The following is an 18,070-nucleotide window of genomic DNA, read 5'->3' on the forward strand; positions in this document are numbered from 1 at the left end:
CTAAGTTTTAATTATTAATACACATACCAAAGCAATAAATAAACACAGCGAAATACATTTCCACACCATAACTGGATCGCGTTTCATTATTGAACTTTTATTAGCGGTACTTTCTAAATAAGGATTAGGTTTGTTGATATCGTTTATAAACTCAGAAAAAGCTTGGTATCTGAGCTCTGGTCTAGGGGCAAGCGCCTTCATAAGGGCTTGATCTAACCAAAACGGAATATCGGCTCTGTATTTACGAATACTTGTGTAGTGCCAATGGCTGTAATCTTTTGGCGCTACGTGGTTAAGTGGCAGTGGTTTATAAGGCAATTTTGAGCACAGTAACTCGTATGCAATCACGCCAAGTGAAAACAAATCACTTTTAAAATCGGCGTGCATAGTAATGAGTGTTTCGGGTGCAGTGTAGTCGGCAGTGCCTTGCGGGCAATCATCCGCAATTTGTTTAACCGACTCGTCCATAGCCGCAACACTTACTGTGCCGTAATCTATTAGCGTTACTTTACCGTGCGCATCTATCATTACGTTATCGAGTTTTAAATCGCGATGCACCATATCGAGTCGCTGAAACGCCCTTAGTGCATGTACTATTTGTTCAATAATACTGCGTACTTGAGTTATTTCTGGGTGCGGCACGTCGTGCTTCCAATCACTGAGTGTTTGCCCGTCCATGTACTCACAAATATGATACAAAAAACGACTTTGCGATTGCGTACTCAGTACTTTCATCACGTTTAAATGGTTTATGCGTTGCCCTACCCAGCCTTCTCTTATAAAGCCTTGAAGGTAGTGCACATCGTCTTCAAAATTAACCGAAGGTGCTTTTAAAACCACTGGCGGTATATCGGGCGCTTGTTGCACTAAATAAATGTGCGAGCGACTACTGGCATGTAATTTACGAATAACCGTGTAGTCATCAATTTTTTGCCCAACATTAAGCGCAGGTGGAATTTTTCGTCGTGTTAGCGAATGATAAAGCTCATCTAACTTTTGCTCGGCAATATTTTCTACTTTTACAAGCAAACAACTTACGTTGTCGTCACTGCCTCGTGCTAATGCAAGTTCGGTAATTGCTTTAGCTGCATTTTCTAAATTAGTGTGCTCGTTAATTAATTTAGCTATATCACTACTTGGAAGCACATCGTGTATGCCATCGCAGGTTAATATATAAATATCATCTGCTTTTAGGTCAACCTCGTATACATCTATTTCTTGATGAAGTTGTGCGCCAAGTGCACGCGTTAGCGTATCGTTTACTTTGTGATCCCGTGTTATTGCCTCTATTTTATTTCCTCGCAAGCGAGTAATACGCGTATCACCTAAGTGAAATATATAACCCGTTGCCGACTTTAAAATAAGTGCTGTAAAAGTCGTCATCCAATCGGCTTGGCGCTGACCTAAGTGATTGTAATTAACCGACTGCGAATAAAGCCACTGATTTAAACTTGCTAACACCTTCGACACTGACTTTTTAACCGCCCAACTTTCGGGGGTATTTAAATACTCATTTATAAAATGAGTAACCGAAAGTTGAGACGCTTGTTTAGCATTTTTTGCTGATGAACACCCATCGGCTAAGCAGGCAATAACGCCTTTAGACTCTTTTTCTTGCGCTTTGGTATTAAGAGCTGCAAACGCATCTTGGTTTTCTGCTTTTAACCCTTTAGCACTGTGCCCACCAAATGAAACGTTGAGTTCATTTTCAAGCGCTTTAGCGTGGAGTGTTTCATCAAACATAGTCAATAATGCCTTAAGTCACTGAAATAAGTTCAACGGTGCCGTCTTCATTTACTTCGGTAATATGTCCGTCTGGTTCTTTCATAAAAAACAGTGCAGCTAGGCCAAGTAATGCACTACCCGCAATAATGAAAAAGAAGGTTTGATAATCAACAAGTGACAATGCCGTTAAGTAAACTACTGCACCCACATTACCGTATGCGCCTGTCATACCTGCAATTTGCCCAGTTAAACGACGCTTAATTAGCGGTACTGCTGCAAATACAGCGCCTTCACCTGCTTGCACAAAGAACGAACATGCCATAGCCGCAACAACTGCAAGCCATAAAGGCCAAGATGCATCAACCAAGCCCATTACAAAATAACCAACAGCAAGGCCCGTTGTAAGTACAATAAGTGTTATACGACGACCTAATTTATCTGAAATCCAACCGCCACCAGGGCGAGAAGCTAAGTTCATAAATGCATAAGCAGAAGCTAAAATACCCGCATACACCATATCAAGACCAAACACATCCATAAAAAACAGTGGCAACATAGATACAACCGCCAGCTCAGAACCAAAGGTTGTAAAATATAAAATATTTAAAACAGCTACTTGCTTAAACTCATAACGATGCGACTCGGGTACAGGCTCTTTAAAGATATGACCATTTACGTCAAAGGTTTTATACACTTCGTAAACATAAAGCAGAACTAAAAAAGCATACACGGCAAGTACAAAATTAGCCGAAATTAGGTTAGCACCGGTTGGTGAAAGCTTCCAAGTAAGTAATGCTAATGCACCATACATAGGAATTTTCATAATAAGCAGTAATACAAAGTCGCCTTTACTGGTTACTTCCATTGCGCCTACTTTTTTAGGTTTAAAGTATGTACCGCCTTTTGGTGTATCGGTTACATTTAAGTACCAAATAATACCAAATATAACGCTTAATACACCCGTTAAACCTACTGCGTAACGCCAACCATCTTCGCCACCAAACATAAGTGCAATAATTGGCAGTAACATAGCCGCTGCTGCTGAACCAAAGTTACCCCAACCGCCATAAATACCTTCTGCTATGCCCAACTCATTAGCTGGAAACCATTCACTCACCATACGAATGCCCACAACAAAGCCAGCACCAATAAAACCTAGCGCAAAACGCGCTATAGCGGCTTGTTCAAATGTGGTTGCCATAGCAAACATAAAACACGGAATACTACAGGTAATAAGTAGCGCCGCATAAACAATCCGAGGGCCAAATTTATCGGTCAGCATACCCACCACAACACGGGCAGGAATAGTTAACGCTACATTTAAAATTAGTAATGTTTTAACTTGCGCCATGGTAATACCAAGCGAGCCCGCAATAGCACCCAATAAAGGAGCATGGTTAAACCATACAAAAAATGACACAAAAAAGACCATCCAACTCAGATGTAATACTTTCATTTTTCCTTTGAAGGATATTAAGTTAAATCCAGAACTCGGTTGCATGTTTATTTCCTCGTAAACGTATTATTGTTTTGTAAATGCCCCACTCTTTTATATGAGTAGCAGCCCAATGTTTGTTAAATTTTAGTTAACCCAATACAGCAATTACTGAGCCACTAATTAAAAACCATATATTTCAGTTGGTTATATGTATTTATTTTTTTAATGCGTTATAGTTGCACTATATGAGTGAGGGGGTATGGGCTGTTACAGTGCAAATAAAAAGCGTTACTACTTGCTCTAGGATTTAACAAATTGGTATTGTTCAAAAAAAGTATGAGAAGTTTGAAAATGCAAAAAACACCGCTAACTTACCAGCAGCAACTGCGCTATTCTCGGCACATTATGCTCCCGCAGCTTGATATAGACGGACAAGAGCGACTATGGCAATCGCATGCTTTAATTATTGGTGTGGGTGGGCTTGGTTGTGCAGTAAGTCAATACTTAGCAGCATCTGGCGTTGGGACGCTTACCCTAGTTGATAACGATGAAATAGACGTGACCAACCTGCAAAGGCAAATACTGTATAAAGAAAGTGATATTGGTAGCTCAAAATGCAGTGCTGCTAAAAAACAGCTCAGCGCACTTAATAGTGAAATAGATATAAAAACCATTGAGGCATTTTTTGATGTAAATACCTCTACAGAACAGCTATTTAATAACATTGATATAGTGATTGATTGCTCAGATAACCTAGCAACGCGCAATGCACTTAATAGCGCCTGTTTTAAAGCTAAAGTTCCGCTAGTGTCAGGCTCTGCAATACGTATGGAAGGACAAGTCGCGTGTTTTACTATGGATGGAAACAGCCACTGTTATGGTTGTTTATCACAATTTTTTAGTGAACAAACACAAAGCTGCTCAGAATCCGGTGTGCTCTCTCCTATTGTAGGGCTAATAGGCAGTATTCAGGCGACTGAAGCGCTAAAAATGCTTGCTGGTTTACCCAGCGGCTTAAGCGAACATTTATTGCTGGTAGATGGTTTAAGCATGGAATTTAATCGTTTTAAAATAGCTAAAAACAGTCAGTGTGCGGTGTGCAGCATTTAGTTATTCTAAATTATGGATTGTTGTATAAAGCACATTGCCCACTTTAAAGTCGTTTTTGTCCCACACTCGCCTTGAAACCAAACCAAACAAGGTTTGCCCATCTACATTCAGCGTTAACTGCCACTTATTATTAATAAGCTCAACCTGAGTTAATACCGACTTTAAAACATTGCTATGCGTTGTTTGTTCAGGCATTAACGCACTAAACGACATTTGCTCACTTTCTATAATTAGCTTATTACTGCTATCTACAAGTGCAGGAAGCACAAAAAGCGGTTGCTCACTTTGCTGTAATTGTAGTTGATATAGCCCGTAGCCTTCGTCAAATTTAACCACATCGTAATTAATTAAGCTCAGCGGTGTTTGCCTATCGTTTGCATAAATAGCTTTTGCAACGTGCGCACTTGCACCTTGGTTTATCACCTTACCTTTATCAAGCTGGATAAGGGTATCGCAGCAAAATAGCAGCTCTTTTAATGAGTGGCTTACTATTATAAATTTAATATTAAACTTAACGGCTAACTCATTGAGTTTAGTGAGCGTTTTAAAACGCAATGACCAATCAAGCGCACTAAAAGGCTCATCAAGCATTATAAATTTTTGGCCGGCAAGCAAAGTGCGCGCAAATACTACACGTTGGCGTTCGCCGCCCGATAAGCTTTGTACATCACGATTTAGTAAATCTTGTAATTCAAGTGCTTTAACAACGTATTGAAGCGTTAAGCTTGTTTGCTTATTTCCGCAGTGTTTTTGTGTAAACGCTAAATTACCTGCAACATCTAAATGAGGAAACAACGGGCACGATTGCAACTGAAGCGTTATACCGCGTTTATCACTTAGCAACTCATGCACTGGCTGATTATTAATGTAAACGCTTTTTGCAGGCTCTAAACCACTAATACAACGCAGTAATGTTGACTTACCCGAGCCAGAAGGCCCGTAAACACCCAGTACATTAAACGACTCAAGCTCAAGGTTTATATCTAAATCAAAATTATTGAGTGCTTTAAAAAGGCTTAACTTAATCATGTTATTGCTTAACCCCTACAATGCTTTTATTAAACTTAAATAACAGCACTAAACAGGCAAACGAAATTGCCAGTAAAATAAGTGAAAGCTGATGCGCCGCCGTATAATTTAATGATTCAACATGATCATAAAGCGCAATAGACACCACCTGTGTTTGCCCCTGAATATTACCGCCAATCATTAATACCAAACCAAACTCACCCAATGTATGCGCAAAGCCTAAAGCAAATGCGCTACCAATACTGGGTTTTAAAAGCGGAATAATTAAATGCACAAAGCGTTTAAACGGGCTTAACCCAAGCGCAATGGCAGCTTCGTTATAGGTTTGATTAATATGCTTAAACCCAGCCACAAGAGGCTGCATTACAAAAGGCAGCGAATAAAAAAGCGAGCCTATAACTACGCCCTGAAAACTAAACGCAAGCTGCGTACCCGTTAGCCAAAACCAAAACTGCCCAAAAATGTGATCAGGCGAAAATAAAACAAGTAAATAAAACCCTAATAACGTAGGCGGCAGCACTAAAGGCATTGCAATTAATGCCTCTAAAAATGGTTTAAATTTACCGTTATATCCAGCGAGCTTGTAAGCAACTGGAATACAAAAAACAAGAAGGAGTACTGCGGTTATAAAGGCAAGTTTTATAGTTAACCACAGCGCGGTTAAATCACTTTGAAGCATTGTTGTCCTTTATTCTGTAACCTAATTCAATTAATTGCTGCTGCGTAGCGTCCATCATTAAAAATTGCATAAGTTGCTTAGCGCTAGCATGCTTTTTAGTCGAGCTAATAATAACACCTTGTTGAATTATATCGGGATATTGATTGGTAGGCAGCACGGTATAATCTAAATATTTTTGATCTTGCGAGTTACTGTAAGCCGCCTTTAGTGATGAAACAGCCACCAGCCCTACCCCTACATTACCGCTTTGCACAAACTGAAACGCATGCGTAATATTATTACCGTACACATAATTTATTGGTTTTTTAAAATGGTTATTCGCGTAATGCTCTGAGGCACGTCCGTATGGTGAAAAACGCGGATTAGCAATGGCTACTTTATCATTTACTTTTTCAGCTTTTGGTTGCCACAAAGCAAGTTCGCCTAACGCGTAAGTAATTAAACTGCTTTGCTCGGCATAGCCTTCTTTAATAAGCGATTGCGGGCGAAAATCGTCAGCTGATAAAAACACATCAAATGGCGCGCCATGCACTATTTGCGAATATAAAACACCGCTAGAAGCGGCTGATATTTTCACGTCAACATTAGGTAATGGGGATTTTTTTAGTAGGGTTTGCAATACAGTTTTAAAATTACTTGCTACGGCTACTTGCAGCGTTTCTTTTGCGTTTACGCTGCACGAAAACATGCATATCACACACAAAAAATAACCCAACCATGTATTGTAAAGCTTTGACATTATAAGTATTGTTTCAAAATAAAATGATTTAAGTAAGCAATATATATGAACGATGTTTGCAATGCACCCGGTTTATTACCAATTGAAACTGCAATACAAAATATACTTGGCACAATAACGCCTATTAAAGACGTTGAAACCATTTCTATAATGCAAAGTGTTGATCGCGTTTTAGCAAGCGATGTTAAATCAACTATAAACGTACCCGCTCATAACAACTCTGCAATGGATGGCTATGCGCTGTGTATTTCAGATAAAAGCTTAACCTACACACAAGTAGGTAGTGTGTTTGCAGGTCAAGTTTTTGAAGGAACGCTTACCCCAGGGCAATGCGTAAGAATAATGACCGGCGCCGCCATTGCACCAGGCGCTAACGGCGTTGTAATGCAAGAAAACGCCTCGGTTGATGGTGATAAAATTACGTTTACCGCGCAACCAAAACTAAACGAAAACGTGCGTTTTGCTGGCGAAGATATTGCGATAGACGACGTTATTTTAAAAGCAGGCGATAAATTAAAAGCCGTTGATGTGGGATTACTTGCCTCTTTAGGAATTGCCAATATAGACGTGGTAAGAAACTTAAAAATAGCAGTACTTTCTACCGGCGATGAGCTAATTGAACCTGGTCAGCCGCTTAAACAAGGCGCTATTTTTGAAAGCAACCGCGCTGTTATTATTAGTGCGCTGCAACAAAAAAATATAGACGTGCTTGATTTAGGAATTATCCCTGATGACAAAGAACTCATCACCAATGCATTTTTAAAAGCGAACGAACTTGCCGATGCCGTAATAAGCTCAGGTGGTGTATCGGTTGGTGAAGCCGACTTTACGAAAGAAGTGCTCAACGAAATTGGCAATATTCACTTTTGGAAAATAGCCATGAAACCAGGCAAACCTTTTGCCTTTGGTAAACTAGCTAACAGTTACTTTTTTGGCTTGCCAGGCAACCCTGTGTCGGCTGCTGTTACGTTTAATCAGTTAGTAGAGCCTGCACTGCAAAAGCTGTCGGGGCTTGGTGACGTAAATCCTAAAATGCGCTTTAACGCGGTTACTACATCCGTTATTAAAAAACGCCCAGGTAGAGCTGACTTTCAGCGCGGTACAGCAACAATTAACGAGCAAGGAGACTTGGTAGTTGCCCCGTTTAATAAACAGGGCTCGGGTGTACTTTCGTCGCTTAGTAAAGCTAACTGCTTAATTGTAGTGCCAGCACAAAGCGGCAATATCGAAAAAGGCGCAACAGTAAGCATTGAGTTGCTATAAAGCCTAACATGCTACAGCTAACTTTATAATTTAGCTGTAGCACGATTGCAAACCTTAAAATATTTTTATATTTAATGTTTGAATTAAACAATTTAACTTTTCGCTACGCCCTACGAACTCTTCTTTGCTTAATCTATTAACGCACTTCAGCGCGTTTTTAGTCGCAAAATATCTGTCATAACTTAGGCTTCTTTGGCATTTAACACTATACGTTGAGGGCCAAGAGCCACCGGCACCCGTTGCTATGCCAACAACGTTACATGTAGCATCTATATACTGCTCCCATGCTGTTATTTGGGCTTTAACTGCGTCTACTTGGTAATCATCAGTTAGTTGCGGGTAAATTTCATCCATCATTTTACTGATTTTAGTTTTGTACCTATTACCCTCTAAATTATAAGTAATGCCGGTGTGCATTGCACCGCCTTCAGGCCAACCATCAGCACTTTGTGCAAGTGCGCCGAATGATGAGATAGCAAAAGCAAACCCAACAATAATTTTATTCATTTTAAATCCCTTTAATAGTTAGATCAGATACCTGTAAAAAACGCCTATAAAAAATGCCTATAAAAAATGCCTATAAAAAATGCCGCTAAGCTTAACTGAGCGGCATTATATTATTCAACAAGTTTTAAAGAGGTTTATTAAAAACCAAATATTTTTAAATCAAAAAACTTAGTCGCCACTGTATTAATAAATATCACAGCTAAAATAACAGGAATAAACGTTGAAAGTGAAAAGTTAACGTATTTTTCCATAAAGCTTCCTGCATAATTAGGCGAACCTAAGCTTAGCTCTTGTGTTAAGCGTGCTTTTTTCCAGCGATACATTACAAACAAACACACCATTAAACCATTAAGCGGTAAAATTGTGTCGTAAAATACATCAACAATAATATCAAAAAAGCTCTTATTAACACCGCCGTAGCTTGTCACTGATGTAAGGCTGTCAATCATACCAAACGACGTTGTACATAAAATAGTAAGTACACCGGTTGAAAGTGTAAGAATGCCCAATGCTTTTTTACGGCTAATACCTTTGCGGTCACTTAGGGTTGCAGTCGGGACTTCTACTATTGAAACAAGCGAGGTAATCGCTGCAAAAAATACTAATAAGAAGAACGAAAATGCAACAATAGATGCACCTACATAGCCAATATCATTTTGCAGTGCTAATAAAATTTTAGGTAAGTAAACAAAAATCATGGATACGGACGAGTCAGAAAGTGCTGCAGGGTCTGTATTTGGATCAAAACTAAATATAGCGGGTAGCACCATTAAACCCGCTACAAACGCAACGAGTGAGTCAGTAATAGCAACCATTTTAGCGCTACTTACAATGTCATCCTTTTTAGAAATATACGACGCGTAAGTCATTAGGATACCCATTCCCAAAGATAGTGAGAAAAACGCTTGGCTTAATGCGCCATTTAAGACGCTTGCATTCATTTTAGAAAAATCAGGAATAATATAGTATTTAACGCCAGCCATTGCGTTATCAAGCGTTAATACATAAATAACGAGGGCGAGCAGCATAACCAATAAAGCGGGCATTAAAAACTTAGCGGCTTTTTCTATGCCCTGCTTAACACCGCCTAATAAAATTAAGTTCACCATAATAACTACAACGGCCATATAACCGAACACAGTGTAACTATTAATAAAAACACCAAAGTGGCCGGGATCTGCTAATAAGTCTAAATTACCTAGGCCTGTTTGCGTTAAATAGCCAAAAATCCAAACCGTAATTACCATATAAAATACAGCAATCATAAATGGTGTAAGCACGGCTAAAAAACCTGCAAACTTCCACTTTTTATCGTTATTTGATAATAGTTTATACGAACCAAGTGGATCTTTTTGAGCGTTACGACCCATTGCCATTTCAGCCATCATGACTGGTAAACAAATGAATACGACAAATAAAGCGTAAATTAATAAAAATGCGCCGCCGCCATTTTTAGTAGCAGAAACCGGAAAGCCAACTAAATTACCAATACCAACAGCCGAACCTGCTGCCGCTAATATGAATCCGAGACGGGAACTAAATCGTTCTCTATTTTCGCTCATGCTTAAAACCTTTTTATTATTTTGTATATTTCAGGGACTCTACCAGTGTTACACAGAGATTTTCAAGCAATTACAGTGTAAAAATAAAATCGATGTGTAAACCTGTGTAAATACGCTTTTAATTCACCAATTTTCAACGCTGTGGTAGTATTGCGTTAATCAAATTTAACAATTTTTATGAGATTACTTATGTTGTACATGATTCACTCAACAGATGTTGAAAATAGCTTAGAGCTTAGAAAAGCAGCACGCCCAGCGCATTTAGCACGCCTGAGTGAGCTTGATTCTCAAAATCGTTTACTTACTGCAGGCCCGTTTCCGGCAATCGATAGTGAAGATCCTCAAGAAGTAGGTTTTACCGGTTCATTAGTTGTTGCTGAGTTTGAGTCAATTGAAGCCGCTCGAGAATGGGCAGCAGCTGACCCTTACGTTGCCGCTGGCATCTATGAAAATACAGTGGTAAAACCTTTCAAAAAAGTGTTCCCTGCTTAAAGGTGTATTAAGCCCTAAGAGCGTGCGTTGCACTGTAATTCAGGGTTTGTTCACAAGATTTTAATTAAAATTACCAAGATAAAAGCGAATTTAGCGTTTTTACTTGAATTTTAGTAACTTAGTTCATTAAACTAAGTGGGTCTGGTCTAGGAGTTTTCCATTATGCGCGTATTATTAAGCCTCGGTTTTATTGCTTGTGTTAGCTTAGCTAACTTTGCTCAAGCAGCGACGGCCGCCCAAGCATCTCATGCTAAGGTGGACAAAAAGAAAGCCGTAATACTTGCAAAGAAAACAGTAGGCGGTAAGACCTTAAAAATTACCGAAAAAACAGATTTTTATACCGTACGAATACTCAAATCTGACGGCCACGTCGTTGATTTACATATAAATAAAAAAACCGGCGAAGTGAAAAAGGATTAACAAATGCGAATTTTAGTTATTGAAGACGATTTACATTTAGCAGATAACCTACGTAATGCTTTAGAAAAAGAACGTTACAGCGTGGATTTATGCCACGACGGTGAAGCAGGTCTTTTCCACATTACAGAATACCCGCTTGATATGGCCGTAGTTGATTTAGGTTTACCTAAAATAGACGGTATTGAGCTAATAAATAAAGCACGGGCACAAGGCATTACTATCCCTATTTTAATCTTAACAGCGCGCGATCGCTGGCAAGATAAAGTAGAAGGTTTAGATGCAGGTGCTGATGACTACCTTACCAAACCATTTCATGTTGAAGAACTTATTGCACGTTGTAATGCATTAATTCGTCGCAGTGCTGGTAAAGCAAATCCAGAAATGACTGCGGGCCCAATTAAAATTCATACACGTTCACAACAAGTATGGGTTGATGATAAAGAGCTTAGCCTTACAGCTTACGAATATAAAGTACTTGAATACTTAATGGTAAATCCGCAAAAAGTAATTTCTAAATCAGAACTTACTGAGCATATTTACGACCAAGATTTCGATCTTGATTCAAACGTAATTGAAGTATTTGTACTACGTTTGCGTAAAAAGCTTGACCCTGATGGCGTACTAAACCCAGTAGAGACGCTACGTGGGCGTGGTTACAGGCTTAAAAGCCAGTGGTAATACCGCAAATATCGTTAAAAATAAGGCAAGGATTTATCCTTGTCTTTGTTTTATTAGTCGCGCTCCCTATCTTATTTTATTCAATTGGCAAAGCGTATTACGCTTCACTTGTTGATGCGACAGAAAAAACTCTCGAAGCACAGCTTTACTCGCTAATATCTGAAGTCGACTTTACTGAGCATGGTATTATTATGCCCAGCACTATTTTAGCGCCTGAGTTAAACAGATTAAATTCAGATACCTACGCAATGATTTACCGCGATGATGACCCTGTTTGGAACTCAGAATCGGCTGTAAATTTAAACTATGTACCAGAGCAAATAGAAACCAAAGCCGGTGCCGCAGATTTTAGGCGCGTGGAGTATAATAACACCGCGTACTGGCAACTTAGCCTAACAGTAATTTTAAATAACATAGACCAATCAGAACAAGCTCGTTTTATATTAGTTAAACGTAATGACGCTCTACTTCGTTTAATGGATGGCTTTAAGCAGACCCTTGTAGATTGGATGTTTATAATGGGCATTGCAATTGCAGGTCTGATGGCAATTGGTTTTATTTGGAGCGCTCGCCCACTCCAACGACTCGATAAAGAAATAAAAGCGATTGAATCGGGTGATATTCAAGAAATTAAAGGCCTTTACCCTGTAGAACTGCAAACAATAAAAGCAGACCTAAACTTGCTACTTGAGTCGCAACAACGCCAAAAAGAACGTTACAGAGCCTCATTAAGCGACCTTGCTCATGCTCTTAAAACACCGCTTGCGGTACTAAAATCAAGTCCATTGGCAAACGATGCCGATGCACAAGAACAACTCGACCGCATTAATGTGATGATCGAACACCAATTAAAACGTGCCGCAACGGGTGCATCTGATACCTGGAAAAAACAAACACCAGTCAAGCCTGTACTTGATTCAATACTCAGTGCTATGGCAAAAGTATACCGTGATAAAGATATTATTTTTACCTGCACCGTAACCGAAAAAGATTACTTTTTAGGTGACCAAACAGATTTAATGGAATTACTCGGCAACCTGATTGATAACGCTTGTAAAGCGTGTCGCTCACAAGTAGCAATACAAGTTATTCAAAGCAAAACTTTGTGTATTGGAATTAGCGATGATGGCCCTGGCGTACCAGAGGACAAACGTGAATCTTTACTTACACGCGGTACTCGCCTCGACACATACGATAGCGGACATGGCGTAGGCATGGCGATTGTATCTGACTTAGTTAAGTCTTATCACGGAACACTTACCATTACTGATGCTGATAACTTAGCTGGCGCTCAATTTATTTTAGAGTTTAATTACAATGACAAAAAGTAGCTGGTTATTAAAACTCACTGCTATTGTGCTATTAGCTTCAAGCCAGTACAGCTTTGCAGATGAAGCATGTACTTTAGCTGCTAAAGCAACAACCGATGAAGCTAAGCGGTATATTCAATGCTTAGACACCCAGATTGATAAAGCAAAGCAAGCACAAGGCAGTTGGATACAAAAGCGTAAATATGAGCTAACTAAATCACAAGAAAGCACAGGCAATACGCAAGTGTTACCGTTATTTATGCGCAGCATTAAAAATAATGAAAAGTACCTAGAAAGCGCCTGCCAATGGCGTTACTTAATAAAACTACCTAATGCGACAACAGCAGCCATTAGCTATAAACTCTGTGAAATTGAGCTTATAAATCAATTTACGGAATCACTAAAACACCCATTTTAACGTAACTTAGGCAAACCAAATTAGTTGCGTTTGCAGCTCTCTCTAGCCTACTTGACAATTTATTTATATCAAAACAAACTATCTACTAGTAGATTGCTAAAAAACTAATGAGTTAACAAATGACTAAACCAATAATTATTATAGGTGGCGGACTTGCTGGCTTATACAGTGCATACAAGTTGCAAATACTTAATATTCCTTACTTATTGCTAGAAGCTAAATCGCAATTGGGTGGTAGAATTTTTGCCGCGCAATCACAAATAAATAACGATATTAGTTTTGATTTAGGCCCTACGTGGATATTTCCCCATCAGCCAAAAATTCAAACGCTAGTAAAGTCACTCCACTTAAGTATATTTGAGCAATACAACAAAGGTGATGTGTTATATCAAGCACCTAACTCCGGGCAACCTCAACAAATTGCAGGTGCTGGAGATATGCAATTATTTAGACTCAAACACGGCATGAATACCTTAATAACTGCCTTGTATGAGCAACTTAATCCCGATTCAGTGTTGGTAGATCACAATGTCACTGAGCTTAAAAAGAGCGATAATAGCTGGCAAATTACGGTTAATCACTTAGGCAATATAAAGCACTTTACAACTGAAAAGCTAATTTCAGCAATTCCTGCTCGTATGGTTACAACGCATTTAACACCTGAACTATGGGCGACTCCAACACTCATAAACCGACTTAGCAGCGTACCTACATGGATGGCAGGACAAGCCAAATTTATAGCTACTTTTGAACATGCATTTTGGCGTGATAAAAACTTATCAGGGCAATGCTTTAGCCGCGTAGGCCCTATGGTCGAAATTCACGATGCGAGTGCTGAGGATAGCAATTACGCCGCATTATTTGGCTTTATAGGTGTGCCCTACTTATCACGAAACCAAGTAACTCAAGAGCAATTAATTCAAGCCTGTGCCCAACAGCTTAGCTATTTTTATGGTAAGGATGCTGAAAAGGCAACGGGATACTTTATTAAAGACTGGGCAGAGGATAAATTTGTAGCTAATAGAGACGATCAAACTCAGCCTTCACAGCATCCAGAATTTGATTTTTCAAACTTGGAAGAGCAATTAAGTAACCTTGATATTCATTTTGTAGCGAGTGAGTTTGCAAAACAAGAAGCAGGATATTTAGAAGGCGCAATAAACGCTGTGGATGACGCTATTAAGTCGTTTATTAATTAATAGCTCTGTATTTACTGATAACTTAACCATCAAGGGCTTTAATTCTACAGCCCTTGATGGTTATAGATATTAGTTGTTTTTAGTAACCTCTTCACCACTGCCCAGTAAAGTGGCAACCCACTTACCTTCTACACTGGCTTCTAGGGCTATTTTTACAATCATCGTTAATGGAACAGATAAAAGCATACCCACAGTACCTAATAACCAGCCCCAAAATATCAATGATAAAAACACCACTAACGTTGAAAGACCCAACCCTTTACCCAAAAATTTAGGCTCTACAATATTACCCATTACCGTATTTATTGTTAAATATCCTGCAGCAACAAGTCCTGCCACTAATGGGCCTTGAGTAATAAGGGCAAGTAATACAGCTGGTACCGCCGCAATAATTGAACCTATATTTGGAATGTAATTGAACATAAATGCCAACACGCCCCAAAGCACAAAGTAGTCAACGTCTAAAGTCCATAAGTAAAACGCAGCAATAATACCCGTCCCTAAACTTACTAGCGTTTTAATTGCCAAGTATGAATTAATAGATTCTAAAAAGCGGTCAATTTGCTTCATTTTACTATCAGGGTCTTCAAGTGCCATATGTATTTTCTTGCTCAGCATTGGCCCTTCAAACAGCATAAAAACAACGGTTAAAATAATTAAAAACATGTTTGCCATTACGCCACCTAATCCAGTGAGCATATTAGTGGCCACATCAACCATTTTGCCGGGGTCGAACATATTAATTAGCTGATCTTTATTGATCAGTATGTTGTATTGAGATGCTAAATCGACCAGCCATACAAACTCTTCTTTAAGTTGTGCTTTATACTCAGGAAGCTGCTGAGAAAAATCGTTGATAGATTGCCCTACAAGTCCACCAAGGCTTACACCTAAGCCAACTATAATAAGCACTACCAGCATAACAGCAATGCCTTTAGGAATTTTGTAGCGCGCAAAAAACTTGATAAGCGGGTTACAAATAATGGCAATAAATGCCGCCAAAATAAACGGAATAATAATTACACTCGCGGCTTTTATTCCGGCGAGTACCACTACTAAGGAAGCAAAAACTATTAAGCTTTTATTCACTCCAGTTAAACTTGCCAATTTATTAATCCTTTTATTAACTATATCGCTCCAGTGTAAGGCAAAAGGTAATTAAATGAAATAATTACGAAGTGATCATAAAAGCCTGTTGTACGTATAAATTTGCAAAGCCGTTTGCTAGCGAGTATGTTTTTTTAATCACTTGCTTCTATTTTATTGTAAGGATTAATAATGCATATATTTATAACTGGCGCGACCGGATTAATTGGTAAGCACTTATGCCCTTTTTTACTTCATCATAATACTGTTACTGTACTTAGCCGCAATCCAACTAAAGCAAATGTATTATTAGGCCACAAAGTTAAAGCCGTAAGTGACATTAGTGATGTTGACTTTAACACTGTTGATATCGTTATTAATCTTGCTGGCGAGCCGATTGTAAATAAACGCTGGAGCGACAAACAAAAGCAAATAATACGAAACAGCCGTATTGATATTACACAGCAAATTAGTGAAGCTATTAAAGCCTGTAGTTCTCCCCCGCATACCTTTATATCTGGAAGTGCCGTCGGTTTTTATGGTCGACAAAATAGTAATCATATCGATGAAACGTTTGAGAGCCCACACAATGAATTTAGTCACCAGCTTTGTAAAGACTGGGAAAGTGCAGCACTACTTGCACAATCAGAACAAACTAGAGTATGCCTTTTGCGCACCGGTATTGTTTTAGCTAAAAAAGGAGGTGCACTTGGAAAAATGTTGCCTGCTTTTAAATTGTGTTTAGGCGGCCCGATTGGTAACGGCGAGCAAGGTATGTCGTGGATACACATCGACGATATGATTCAGCTAATACTCTTTATTATTAAGCACCCAGAAATATCAGGACCTGTTAACGCAACAGCTCCAAACCCTGTAAGCAATGCTCAATTTAGTAAAAGCTTAGGCGAAGCGCTATCTCGACCTGCATTTATTCCTATGCCCACTGCAGCACTTAAACTATTAATGGGTGAAATGTCAGACTTATTAACAACGGGGCAATTTGTAGTCCCTAAAAAAGCACTCGTTCATAATTATCGTTTTCATCACCCTGATATTAAATCGGCTTTAGAGAGCTTGGTTTAGCGGGCGTTAATATTCGTTCAGTTAAAATCCTTCCCAAATTAGACGTATGGGTAAATTACTACTTTTTACCCATATTGACCTTTAAACATTAATACATAATAATCATCACGTTTTCCACGCCAACCACGCCTATCTTTAATAAAAGAGAATCTTAAATGCTACACCTGCCTACAGTGATCAGTCTCTCTTTCATTCTTAACGTATTAATAGGCCTATTTTTTTTATCTGTACATAACTTTAAAAAACAAACATCATTTTTATTATTTGGCCTAGCGTGTATCACTTTTGCATTTGCCGAATTACTTGCCTGTTTAAAGTTAGTAATAGACGTGCCTTTTATTACACACTATTTGGCTGATATTTTTATATTACTAAGTCCATTTTTAATTATTGTTGGATTACATAAATATAAACACAGCAAACCACTAAACTTAGTGCCACTGTATTATTTGCTTGGCTTTACAGCGCTGACCTTACTGCCCATATATCCTTATTCAGCAGGGCAAATGCTAACAAGTTTTGTTATTTCGGGCCTATACCTCTACTCAGCTTACATTATTAAAAGTATGAGCTTTGTAGCAACGTTGCAGAAAAAAGCGCTTGTTGTGTGCTTTTTAATTCATACCCTTTTAATGCTCACACAAACAACATTACTCGCAATTCCTTACCTGGGTGCTAATTCAGCTAATTACCTTGAATCACTCCAGTTTATTTTAAGTAGCCATTTAATTTTAGCTACTTGCAGCGCACTTATATTGCCGTATCTGCTGGCTTCGAATACTGAACATACGCTTTCAAGCCTTGCTAATACCGACACGCTCAGTCAATTACTTAACCGCCGTGGCTTTTTTACAAAAAGCAGGGAAGCACTAAGTAATCCTAAAAACATAGATAAAAATGTATCTGTTATTTTGCTCGATATTGACTTTTTTAAACGTGTAAACGATCAATTTGGCCACGAAACGGGCGATCAGGCAATTAAATGGATATCTCAACATATTAAAGAGCAATTTTTAAATGTGGGTATTAGTGCCAGAATTGGCGGAGAAGAATTTGCCATTTTACTGCCTGATTACAGTCTAAGTGCAGCAAAAAATGATGCAGAGCAATTACGAAAAAATATAAGTATCCAGCCTTTTTATCATGACGGACAACACATTAGCCTCTCGGTAAGCGCTGGAGTAAGTAATGCAATCAATGGTGAGGCCACAATAAAAGAGCTGCTTGCTTATGCGGATAAACGCCTTTACTTAGCTAAAGAAACAGGCCGAGACAAAGTAGTTACCTTTGATGAAAAAAGCTTATTAATGCAAAGCTAATCGTCAAAGATAA

At 38.8% G+C, this 18,070-nt stretch carries 18 protein-coding genes; 10 read left to right on the plus strand and 8 right to left on the minus strand.

Annotated elements, in window-relative coordinates:
• Both JG479_RS09200 and JG479_RS09205 read right to left on the minus strand, forming a co-directional pair.
• Positions 1 to 1,743 (minus strand): bifunctional protein-serine/threonine kinase/phosphatase, encoded by a 1,743-nt coding sequence (locus JG479_RS09200; protein WP_200218834.1) that lies wholly within the window; start codon positions 1,741 to 1,743, stop codon positions 1 to 3.
• Between the two features lie 13 nt (positions 1,744 to 1,756).
• Positions 1,757 to 3,226 (minus strand): NarK family nitrate/nitrite MFS transporter, encoded by a 1,470-nt coding sequence (locus JG479_RS09205; RefSeq protein ID WP_200218837.1) that lies wholly within the window; start codon positions 3,224 to 3,226, stop codon positions 1,757 to 1,759.
• 288 nt (positions 3,227 to 3,514) lie between these two features.
• Between JG479_RS09205 and JG479_RS09210 the strand changes: the two genes are divergently transcribed.
• Positions 3,515 to 4,273 (plus strand): HesA/MoeB/ThiF family protein, encoded by a 759-nt coding sequence (locus tag JG479_RS09210; RefSeq protein WP_200218839.1) that lies wholly within the window; start codon positions 3,515 to 3,517, stop codon positions 4,271 to 4,273.
• Here JG479_RS09210 and JG479_RS09215 read toward each other — a convergent pair whose 3' ends face one another.
• Genes JG479_RS09215 through modA form a run of 3 tightly spaced genes read right to left on the minus strand, consistent with a single transcriptional unit; the run spans position 4,274 to position 6,669 of the window.
• Positions 4,274 to 5,302 carry an ATP-binding cassette domain-containing protein gene (locus JG479_RS09215; protein ID WP_200218848.1) on the minus strand — a complete coding sequence of 343 codons (1,029 nt, stop codon included), beginning with the start codon at positions 5,300 to 5,302 and terminating at the stop codon, positions 4,274 to 4,276.
• A gap of 1 nt (position 5,303) precedes the next feature.
• Positions 5,304 to 5,981 (minus strand): molybdate ABC transporter permease subunit, encoded by a 678-nt coding sequence (gene modB / locus JG479_RS09220; RefSeq protein ID WP_200218857.1) that lies wholly within the window; start codon positions 5,979 to 5,981, stop codon positions 5,304 to 5,306.
• On the minus strand, positions 5,968 to 6,669 hold the full coding sequence (gene modA / locus JG479_RS09225; protein WP_234047844.1) for a molybdate ABC transporter substrate-binding protein: 702 nt from the start codon (positions 6,667 to 6,669) through the stop codon (positions 5,968 to 5,970). The genes modB and modA overlap by 14 nt, the downstream gene beginning before the upstream one ends.
• 96 nt (positions 6,670 to 6,765) lie before the next feature.
• Here modA and moeA point away from each other — a divergent pair, with 96 nt between their 5' ends.
• The gene (gene moeA / locus JG479_RS09230) at positions 6,766 to 7,983 is read left to right on the plus strand and encodes a molybdopterin molybdotransferase MoeA (protein WP_200218861.1); all 1,218 of its coding nucleotides are present in this window, start codon (positions 6,766 to 6,768) and stop codon (positions 7,981 to 7,983) included.
• Positions 7,984 to 8,037: 54 nt separating this feature from the next.
• On the opposite strand, the gene JG479_RS09235 is transcribed toward moeA, so the two are convergent.
• Entirely contained in the window at positions 8,038 to 8,490 is a 453-nt protein-coding gene (locus tag JG479_RS09235; RefSeq protein ID WP_200218863.1) for a hypothetical protein, read from the minus strand.
• 137 nt (positions 8,491 to 8,627) lie between these two features.
• Positions 8,628 to 10,052, minus strand: a complete 1,425-nt coding sequence (locus JG479_RS09240) for a sodium-dependent transporter (protein ID WP_149592120.1) — start codon at positions 10,050 to 10,052, stop codon at positions 8,628 to 8,630.
• 189 nt (positions 10,053 to 10,241) lie between these two features.
• On the opposite strand from JG479_RS09240, the gene JG479_RS09245 reads away from it, so the two are divergent.
• The 6 genes from JG479_RS09245 (at position 10,242) to JG479_RS09270 (ending at position 14,569) form a co-directional block, all read left to right on the plus strand.
• Positions 10,242 to 10,544, plus strand: coding sequence for a YciI family protein (locus tag JG479_RS09245; RefSeq protein WP_200218866.1), 303 nt, complete (start codon positions 10,242 to 10,244; stop codon positions 10,542 to 10,544).
• A gap of 162 nt (positions 10,545 to 10,706) precedes the next feature.
• Complete coding sequence (locus JG479_RS09250; protein WP_200218869.1) at positions 10,707 to 10,964, plus strand: PepSY domain-containing protein; 258 nt, start codon at positions 10,707 to 10,709, stop codon at positions 10,962 to 10,964.
• Positions 10,965 to 10,967: 3 nt separating this feature from the next.
• On the plus strand, positions 10,968 to 11,642 hold the full coding sequence (locus JG479_RS09255) for a response regulator transcription factor (RefSeq protein WP_002959806.1): 675 nt from the start codon (positions 10,968 to 10,970) through the stop codon (positions 11,640 to 11,642).
• A complete protein-coding gene (locus JG479_RS09260; RefSeq protein WP_200218871.1) occupies positions 11,636 to 12,973 on the plus strand; it encodes an ATP-binding protein in 1,338 nt (445 codons plus the stop codon). Before JG479_RS09255 ends, JG479_RS09260 begins: the two co-directional genes overlap by 7 nt.
• A complete protein-coding gene (locus JG479_RS09265; RefSeq protein WP_149592117.1) occupies positions 12,960 to 13,370 on the plus strand; it encodes a hypothetical protein in 411 nt (136 codons plus the stop codon). Before JG479_RS09260 ends, JG479_RS09265 begins: the two co-directional genes overlap by 14 nt.
• A gap of 119 nt (positions 13,371 to 13,489) precedes the next feature.
• A complete protein-coding gene (locus JG479_RS09270) occupies positions 13,490 to 14,569 on the plus strand; it encodes an FAD-dependent oxidoreductase (protein WP_200218880.1) in 1,080 nt (359 codons plus the stop codon).
• Between the two features lie 69 nt (positions 14,570 to 14,638).
• Here JG479_RS09270 and JG479_RS09275 read toward each other — a convergent pair whose 3' ends face one another.
• On the minus strand, positions 14,639 to 15,676 hold the full coding sequence (locus JG479_RS09275; protein ID WP_200218890.1) for an AI-2E family transporter: 1,038 nt from the start codon (positions 15,674 to 15,676) through the stop codon (positions 14,639 to 14,641).
• Between the two features lie 171 nt (positions 15,677 to 15,847).
• Between JG479_RS09275 and JG479_RS09280 the strand changes: the two genes are divergently transcribed.
• Together JG479_RS09280 and JG479_RS09285 are read left to right on the plus strand one after the other, a co-directional pair.
• On the plus strand, positions 15,848 to 16,738 hold the full coding sequence (locus JG479_RS09280) for a TIGR01777 family oxidoreductase (protein ID WP_165744349.1): 891 nt from the start codon (positions 15,848 to 15,850) through the stop codon (positions 16,736 to 16,738).
• A 155-nt stretch (positions 16,739 to 16,893) separates the two neighbouring features.
• Positions 16,894 to 18,057, plus strand: a complete 1,164-nt coding sequence (locus tag JG479_RS09285; RefSeq protein ID WP_200218893.1) for a GGDEF domain-containing protein — start codon at positions 16,894 to 16,896, stop codon at positions 18,055 to 18,057.
• Positions 18,058 to 18,070: the final 13 nt, after the last annotated feature.

Source organism: Pseudoalteromonas sp. LC2018020214, from assembly GCF_016598755.1.
Lineage (GTDB): Bacteria > Pseudomonadota > Gammaproteobacteria > Enterobacterales > Alteromonadaceae > Pseudoalteromonas > Pseudoalteromonas distincta.

Coding starts and splice junctions, on each gene's coding strand:
- JG479_RS09200 (WP_200218834.1), bottom strand. CDS start 1,743: ATGTTTGATGAAACACTCCACGCTAAAGCGCTTGAAAATGAACTCAAC.
- JG479_RS09205 (WP_200218837.1), bottom strand. CDS start 3,226: ATGCAACCGAGTTCTGGATTTAACTTAATATCCTTCAAAGGAAAAATG.
- JG479_RS09210 (WP_200218839.1), top strand. CDS start 3,515: ATGCAAAAAACACCGCTAACTTACCAGCAGCAACTGCGCTATTCTCGG.
- JG479_RS09215 (WP_200218848.1), bottom strand. CDS start 5,302: ATGATTAAGTTAAGCCTTTTTAAAGCACTCAATAATTTTGATTTAGAT.
- modB (WP_200218857.1), bottom strand. CDS start 5,981: ATGCTTCAAAGTGATTTAACCGCGCTGTGGTTAACTATAAAACTTGCC.
- modA (WP_234047844.1), bottom strand. CDS start 6,669: ATGTTTTCGTGCAGCGTAAACGCAAAAGAAACGCTGCAAGTAGCCGTA.
- moeA (WP_200218861.1), top strand. CDS start 6,766: ATGAACGATGTTTGCAATGCACCCGGTTTATTACCAATTGAAACTGCA.
- JG479_RS09235 (WP_200218863.1), bottom strand. CDS start 8,490: ATGAATAAAATTATTGTTGGGTTTGCTTTTGCTATCTCATCATTCGGC.
- JG479_RS09240 (WP_149592120.1), bottom strand. CDS start 10,052: ATGAGCGAAAATAGAGAACGATTTAGTTCCCGTCTCGGATTCATATTA.
- JG479_RS09245 (WP_200218866.1), top strand. CDS start 10,242: ATGTTGTACATGATTCACTCAACAGATGTTGAAAATAGCTTAGAGCTT.
- JG479_RS09250 (WP_200218869.1), top strand. CDS start 10,707: ATGCGCGTATTATTAAGCCTCGGTTTTATTGCTTGTGTTAGCTTAGCT.
- JG479_RS09255 (WP_002959806.1), top strand. CDS start 10,968: ATGCGAATTTTAGTTATTGAAGACGATTTACATTTAGCAGATAACCTA.
- JG479_RS09265 (WP_149592117.1), top strand. CDS start 12,960: ATGACAAAAAGTAGCTGGTTATTAAAACTCACTGCTATTGTGCTATTA.
- JG479_RS09270 (WP_200218880.1), top strand. CDS start 13,490: ATGACTAAACCAATAATTATTATAGGTGGCGGACTTGCTGGCTTATAC.
- JG479_RS09280 (WP_165744349.1), top strand. CDS start 15,848: ATGCATATATTTATAACTGGCGCGACCGGATTAATTGGTAAGCACTTA.
- JG479_RS09285 (WP_200218893.1), top strand. CDS start 16,894: ATGCTACACCTGCCTACAGTGATCAGTCTCTCTTTCATTCTTAACGTA.